Here is a 6,619-nt window from a genome sequence, read left to right on the forward strand (position 1 = left end):
CGGCGGAAGCGGAATAGGCGACGTCGAACGTCGTTTCGGGAGCGCCTATCCACCCGAATGCGGGGCGGGGATCAGCACGGCCGGCGTCTCGCGATGGCCGGCCGCCGCCTTGGTCTCGCGCAGCCGGCTCTCGCGCAGCTCGTTGGCGCTCTCGAGGATCGGATAGGCGATCGAGACGATGTGGCCGTGGATGCGCTTGAGATCGCGGATGATGTCGAGATGGATCGCGCTGGTCTCGATCGATTCCGCCCGGCCCGAGCGCAGGCGCTGGAAATGGCTGTCGGTGGCGCGTCGCTCGGCCTCGCGCATCGCCGCCTTGTCGGCGAAGAGCTGGCGGGCCAGCACGATGTCGCGGGTGGCGAAGACGTTGAGCGCCAGCGCCAGCGCCGAGGCGACGCGCTGGTGGAAATCGCGGATCTCGGCCAGCCCCTCCGGCGAGAAGGTGTAGCGCTTGCGGATCTTCTTCTCGGCGAGCTCGCGCAGGTTCTTGTCGATGATGTCGCCGATATGCTCGAGATTGGTGATCAGGGTGATGATCTCGAACAGGCGGCGGCTCTCCTCCTCGGTCAGCTCGTTGCGCGAGACCTTGACCAGATAGAGCTTGATCGACTCGTGGATGGTGTCGACGCCGTCATCGGCCTGGGCGATGGCGCGCGAGAGCTTGAGTTCGTCCTTCTCCAGCAGGGTCATGGTGTCGCGCAGCATGACCTCGACGCGGTCGCCCAGCCGGAGCGCCTCGCGCATCGCGCCGGCGAGCGCCTCGGTCGGGCTGTCGAGGGCATTGGGGTCGAGATAGCGTGGCGCGACCGCCTCGGCCTTGTCCTCCTTGCCAGGCATGAAGCGCTCGACCATGGCCGAGATCGGCCCGACGAAGGGCAGGAAGACCAGCGCGCCGACCAGATTCAGCCCGACATGGAACTCGATGGCGAAGCGCTGCCCCGCCATCGGCAGGCTGGTGAGCCAGACCGAGAGCGGGCCGACGAAGGGGATCACGGCGAGCGCCAGCAGCAGGCGCGTCAGCAGGTTTCCGACGGCGGCGCGGCGCTGGGCCGCAGGCGCGCCAAGCTGGTCGAGAACCGGGATCAGCGCATTGCCGAGATTGGCGCCGATGACCAGCGTCAGCGCGGTCGCGGGCGGAAACAGGCCGGAGGCGGCGAAGGTCGCGACCAGCAGGATGACCGCGATGCTGGAATGCACCATCCAGGTCGCGGCGACGGCGACGAGCACGGCGAGCAGGGGCTCGCTGCCGATGGCGCCGAGAATGACGCGGAAGGTGGGCGACTGCGCCAGCGGCGCGGCCGCGGTGTTCAGCTCGATCAGCGAGAGCAGGATCAGGCCGATGCCGACGAGGACGCGGCCGATATTGCGCGGGCGCTCCATCGCCTCGCTCGACAGGTACATCGCGACGCCGATGGCGATGCAGAGGCCCCAGAGCCAGCCGAGATCCATCGAGATGACGAAGGCGGCGAGCGCCGTGCCGAGATTGGCGCCGAGCAGCACCGCCAGCGCCATGGCCGAGCCGATCAACGCCTGCCCGGCGAAAGACGAGACCAGCAGCGTCGTCGCGGTCGAACTCTGCAGCACCATCGTCACCGCGACGCCGCTGCCGAAGGCGGCGAAGCGATTGCGGGTGAAACTCTGCAGGGCACGCCTGAGCTGCGAGCCGAAGGCGCGCATCGCGCCCGTTCGCACCAACCTGACCGCCCAGATCAGCAGCGCGACGCCGCCGGCAAGATGGATCAGGATATTGGTTGCGCTCTCGCTCGTGGCCATTTTCGTGCAGTCTTTCCCCGATTCAGGCGCTAATCGTCTGCGAAATATAATAATTTTTGATTAGCCAACTCAACAGAAATAACGCCTGAAAGTGCTGAGAATGCGGCAGCATTTCGCGTAACCCGTTTGGAAGCCCAGTCCTCGTCCTGAGGAGCCACCATTGGGGCGTCTCGAAGGATGTTCCTGCGCGCATCCGAGCCAGCTGGAACATCCTCCGAGACGCCATTCCCGAGGGAATGGCGCTTGAGGATGGGGGCTCGGCATCTTTCCGGTCGGCCCTCAGGCCGGCGGAATCAGCGTCACGCCCGACTTTGCGAAGGAAACCGCAACCGGAGCGCCCTGCTCCAGCAGTTCGCGGGCACCGTACTGCACCACGAAGAGCTCGCCGACCTCGGTCTCGACCATGATGTCGAGGTGATTGCCGAGATAGGCGCATTTGCGGATCGTGCCGGGCAGCGCATCCGGCTGCCCGCTCGCCCCGAGCAGCAGCGCCTCCGGCCGGATCGCGACTTTGGCGGGCCCGGGCCCGAGGCCGCGTGCCGGCAGCGAGACCGTGGTGGAGCCGATGCCGACATCGGCGCGGCCGTCGGACACCGCCTTGACCGTGACGTCGATCAGGTTGGCGTCGCCGATGAAGTCCGCGACGAAGGCGTTGGAGGGCTGCTCGTAGAGATCGCGCGGCGCACCCTCCTGCGCGATCCGCGCGTTCGACATCACGATGATGCGGTCGGAGACGGCGAGCGCCTCCTCCTGGTCATGGGTGACATAGGCCACGGTCAGGTTGAGGTCCTGCTGCAGCTCCCGGATCTCCTCGCGGACGCGGCGGCGCAGCTTCGCGTCGAGGTTGGAGAGCGGCTCGTCGAAGAGCAGCACCTGCGGTTCCAGCACGAGGGCGCGGGCCACCGCGACGCGCTGCTGCTGGCCGCCGGACAATTCGGACGGGTAGCGGTTCTCGAAGCCCTTCAGGCCGACGAGCGCCAGCTTCTCCAGCGCCATCTGCCTCGCCTGCTCCTTGCCGAGACCCTTGACGGTCGGGCCGTAGGCGGCGTTTTCGAGCACGGTCATATGCGGGAAGAGCGCATAGGACTGGAAGACCATGGAGACGTCGCGATCGGCGGCGGAAAGCTTGGTCACGTCCTTGCCGCCGATCAGGATCTGGCCCTCGCTGGCGATCTCGAGCCCGGCGATCATGCGCAAGGTCGTGGTCTTGCCGCAGCCGGAGGGGCCGAGCAGCGTGACGAGCTGGCCGGCCTCGATGGTGAAATTGACGTTGTCGACCGCCGTCACCGCGCCATAGCGCATGGAGACGTTGCGGAACTCGACGGAAGCGGGTCCGGCCTTCACGATGCGGCGACTCCTGGCTTGAGCGGCTCGGCGGCCGAACTCGACAGCGGGATGAGCTTGCGGCGACCGAGCTTGCGCTCGCCGACGCCGAGCTGGATCAGGCCGATGCCGAGCGCCATGAAGACGATCAGCACCGAGGAATAGGCGATGGCGAGGCCGAATTCGCCTGCCTCCACCCGGCCGACGATATAGGCGGTGGAAAGGTTGTACTCGGCCGAGACCAGGAAGATCACCGCGCTGACCGCCGTCATCGAGCGGACGAAGCTGTAGACCAGCGCCGAGACCAGCGCAGGCTTCAGCAGCGGCAGCACGACGCGCCACAGCGTGGTGAAGCTGCGGGCGCGCAGCGTGGTCGAGGCCTCGTCCAGGCTCTTGTCGATCTGCGACAGACCGGCGATGCCGGAGCGGACGCCGACCGGCATGTTGCGGAAGACGAAGGCGATGACGAGGATCAGCCCCGTGCCGGTGATCTCCACCGGCGGCACGTTGAAGGCGAGGATATAGGCGACGCCGAGCACCGTTCCGGGGATGGCGAAGGAGAGCATCGTCGCGAATTCCAGCGTCGAGCGGCCCCGGAAGCGCTGGCGAGTCAGCAGATAGGCGGTGAGCAGGCCGATCACCGCCGTCAGCGGCGCCGAGATCGCCGCGACCTTTACGGTGGTGAAGAACGACGGCCAGGCCGAGCCCTGGAAGTAGATGCCGTTGCTGAAATCGATGGCGAAGCCGGTGAGGTAGTGCTGCAGCGTCGGCGTGAAATCGCGGCCCATGTTGCGGACGAAGCCGCCGACCAGGATGACGATGTAGATCACCACCGTCAGCGCGACCCAGGGCACGATCACCGCAGCGGAGAGCCAGGTGATGCGGCGCGGCAGCGGCGTCGGCAGGCCGGCATCGCCCTTGCCGGTCACGGTCGTATAGGATTTGCCGCCGAGCCAGCGCTGCTGCACCCAGAAGGCCCCCAGCGTGAAGGCCAGCAGCACGATGGCGAGCACCGCCGCCTGCCCCTGATTGTAGGAGGCGCCGACGACCGCGAAGAAGATCTTCGTCGAGAGCACCTCGAAATTGCCGCCGAGGACAAGCGGGTTGCCGAAATCGGCCATACTCTCGACGAAGCCGAGCAGGAAGGCGTTGGCGATGCCGGGCTTGAGCAGCGGCCAGGTCACCGTCCGGAAGGTCTGCCAGCGCTTGGCGCCGAGCGTCTGCGAGGCTTCCTCCAGGCTCGGGCTGATGCCCTGGACCACGCCGATCAGGACGAGGAAGGCGATCGGAGCGAAGGCGAGCACCTGCGCCAGCAGCACGCCGGGAAGGCCGTAGAGCCAGCGCGAGCGCGGAATGTCGAACCATTCATAGAGCAGCGTCGAGACCGCGCCGGCCCGGCCGAAGAGCAGGATGAGCGCGAGGCCGATGACGAAGGGCGGGGTGATGATCGGCAGCACCGTCAGCGCCCGCATCACCCGCTTGCCCGGCATGCCCGTGCGCAGGATCAGCAGGGCGCAGGCCAGGCCCAGCAGGGTGGTGATGACGCCGCAGAGAACGGCCAGGATCAGCGTGTTCCAGGCGACACCGCAATTGGTGTTGCTGGTGACGCAGCCCAGCCCCCAGATCGAGGAATCGAGGAAGCGTTCGACGAAGGCGCCGGGAGCGAAGGCGCCGTTCTGGTCGACGAGCGCGCTCTTCAGGATGATCGCGACCGGGAAGAAGATGAAGACGCCGATCAGCAGGATGATCAGGCCGATCGTCGAGACCGTGAAGAGGTCGCCCCGGCAGACCCCGCGATAGGCAAGACCGTGGCAGAGCAGGAAGAGCAGCGAAAGCAGAGTGACGAAGGCGCCGCCGCCGATGCCGCGCTGGGAGGCCCCGGCGCCGCCGAGCAGCGCGGCAAGCCAGGAGATGCCCTGATCCTTGAGCACGATGGCGAAGGCCTGGGCGAAGAACAGCAGCAGACCGAGCGCACCGGCCCAGAGCAGCACGGCCGCCGTGCGCTGGCGGTCCTGGCTGCCCCAGAAGACCGTGACCGCGGCCAGCGCGATGCCGACCGGCAGGAGCCAGGGCGTCTGACCGGAGAGGGCGAGCGCGAGCGCACTGCCGGCCTTGCCGAACGGATATTCCGCCAGCCAGCCCCAACTCGTCAGGCTCATGCCCTCGACGAGATACCAGGGCATCAGCGCATAGCCGAGCCAGCCGATCAGCAGAACGAGTCGCGTCGCTGGCGCCATGGTTGCCCTGCCCTCACATTTCCTATCGGCCGGAACCGGTTGCCCCGGCTTTCACGGCCCAGTCCTGGTCCTGCACCCGAGCCTCCAGAGCCATCCCGGACGCAGCGAAGCGGAAATCCGGGATCGATGCCGGAGCTAGCCGGCGGAGGTTCAGGCATGGTTCCCGGGCCAGGCCCGGGATGACGGCGTGTTTCCGAGATCGTCCGGAAACACGCTCGAAAGACGCGCCCTACTTCGGCAGCGCCTTGACTTCCTTGTCCCACTTGGCGAGCAGGCGGTTGCGCTCGGCCGAGGAGCCGTATTTCACGAAGTCGTAGTTGATCAGTTTCATCTGATCCATCTTCGGCGATTGCGCGGGGACCGGCGAGGCCTTGTTGGACGGAACCTGATAGGATTTCGCCGGGGCGGCGAGCGCCTGGGCCGCCGGGGTCAGCGCCCAGTCATAGAACTTCTTGGCGTTGTCGAGATTGCGCGCGCCCTTGACGATCGACATCGAGCCGATCTCGTAGCCCGTGCCCTCGCATGGCGCGACCGGCTTGATCGGGTCGCCCTGCACGGCGAAGACCACCGCGTCATGGATGAACACGATGCCGACGGCGGTCTCGCCGAGGCTGGCAGCCTTGGCCGGGGCGGCGCCGGACTTGGTGTACTGGCTGATGTTCTTGTGGAGCTGCTTCAGATATTCGAAGCCCTTCTCCTCGCCCATCAGCTGCACGACGGTGGCGAGCAGGTTGTAGGCGGTGCCCGAGGAGTTGGGGTCGGCGACCTGGACGTCGTCCTTCAGCTTGGGATTGAGCAGGTCTGCCCAGCATTTCGGTTCGGGGATGCCCTTCGACTTGATCTGCTCCGTGTTGAAGCCGAAGCCGAGCGCGCCGGCATAGATGCCGACCGAGCGCTGCTTGGCCGCCTTCCACTGGTCGAGCGCCCAGCCATGCAGTTCCTTGTTCTTCGGCGATTCATATTCGAGGGTCAGCCCCTCCTCCGCCGCCTGCAGATGCGGGTCGCCCGTGCCGCCCCACCAGATGTCGCCGCGCGGGTTCGAGGATTCGGCCTTGAGCTGGGCATAGATCTCGCCCGCCGACTTGCGGGTCATAGCGACCTTGACGCCCGTCTCCTTCTCGAAGGCGTTCGACATGGCGCGGCACCATTCCTCCTGGACGCCGCAATACATGACGAGCGAGCCTTGGGCCCGGGCGGGCGTGGCGGCGAAGGCCGCGGTGGCAAGAGCGGCGAAGAGGCCGGCCCTGAGCCAGGATTTCGAATGCATGATAACCTCCCTGATCGAA

4 protein-coding genes are annotated in these 6,619 nt (G+C 66.8%); all 4 read right to left on the minus strand.

Annotated features, from left to right (window positions below):
• Positions 1-45: 45 nt before the first annotated feature.
• A complete protein-coding gene (locus ACIPIA_RS08120; protein WP_400508379.1) occupies positions 46-1,773 on the minus strand; it encodes a Na/Pi cotransporter family protein in 1,728 nt (575 codons plus the stop codon).
• A gap of 279 nt (positions 1,774-2,052) precedes the next feature.
• A complete protein-coding gene (locus ACIPIA_RS08125; RefSeq protein WP_400508382.1) occupies positions 2,053-3,120 on the minus strand; it encodes an ABC transporter ATP-binding protein in 1,068 nt (355 codons plus the stop codon).
• Positions 3,114-5,333: an ABC transporter permease gene (locus ACIPIA_RS08130; RefSeq protein WP_400508380.1), complete on the minus strand. Its 2,220-nt coding sequence runs from the start codon at positions 5,331-5,333 to the stop codon at positions 3,114-3,116. The genes ACIPIA_RS08125 and ACIPIA_RS08130 overlap by 7 nt, the downstream gene beginning before the upstream one ends.
• A 229-nt stretch (positions 5,334-5,562) precedes the next feature.
• Positions 5,563-6,600, minus strand: a complete 1,038-nt coding sequence (locus tag ACIPIA_RS08135) for an ABC transporter substrate-binding protein (RefSeq protein WP_400508383.1) — start codon at positions 6,598-6,600, stop codon at positions 5,563-5,565.
• Positions 6,601-6,619 lie beyond the last annotated feature (19 nt).

Source organism: Allobosea sp. CER48 (assembly GCF_044752385.1).
Lineage (GTDB): Bacteria > Pseudomonadota > Alphaproteobacteria > Rhizobiales > Beijerinckiaceae > Allobosea.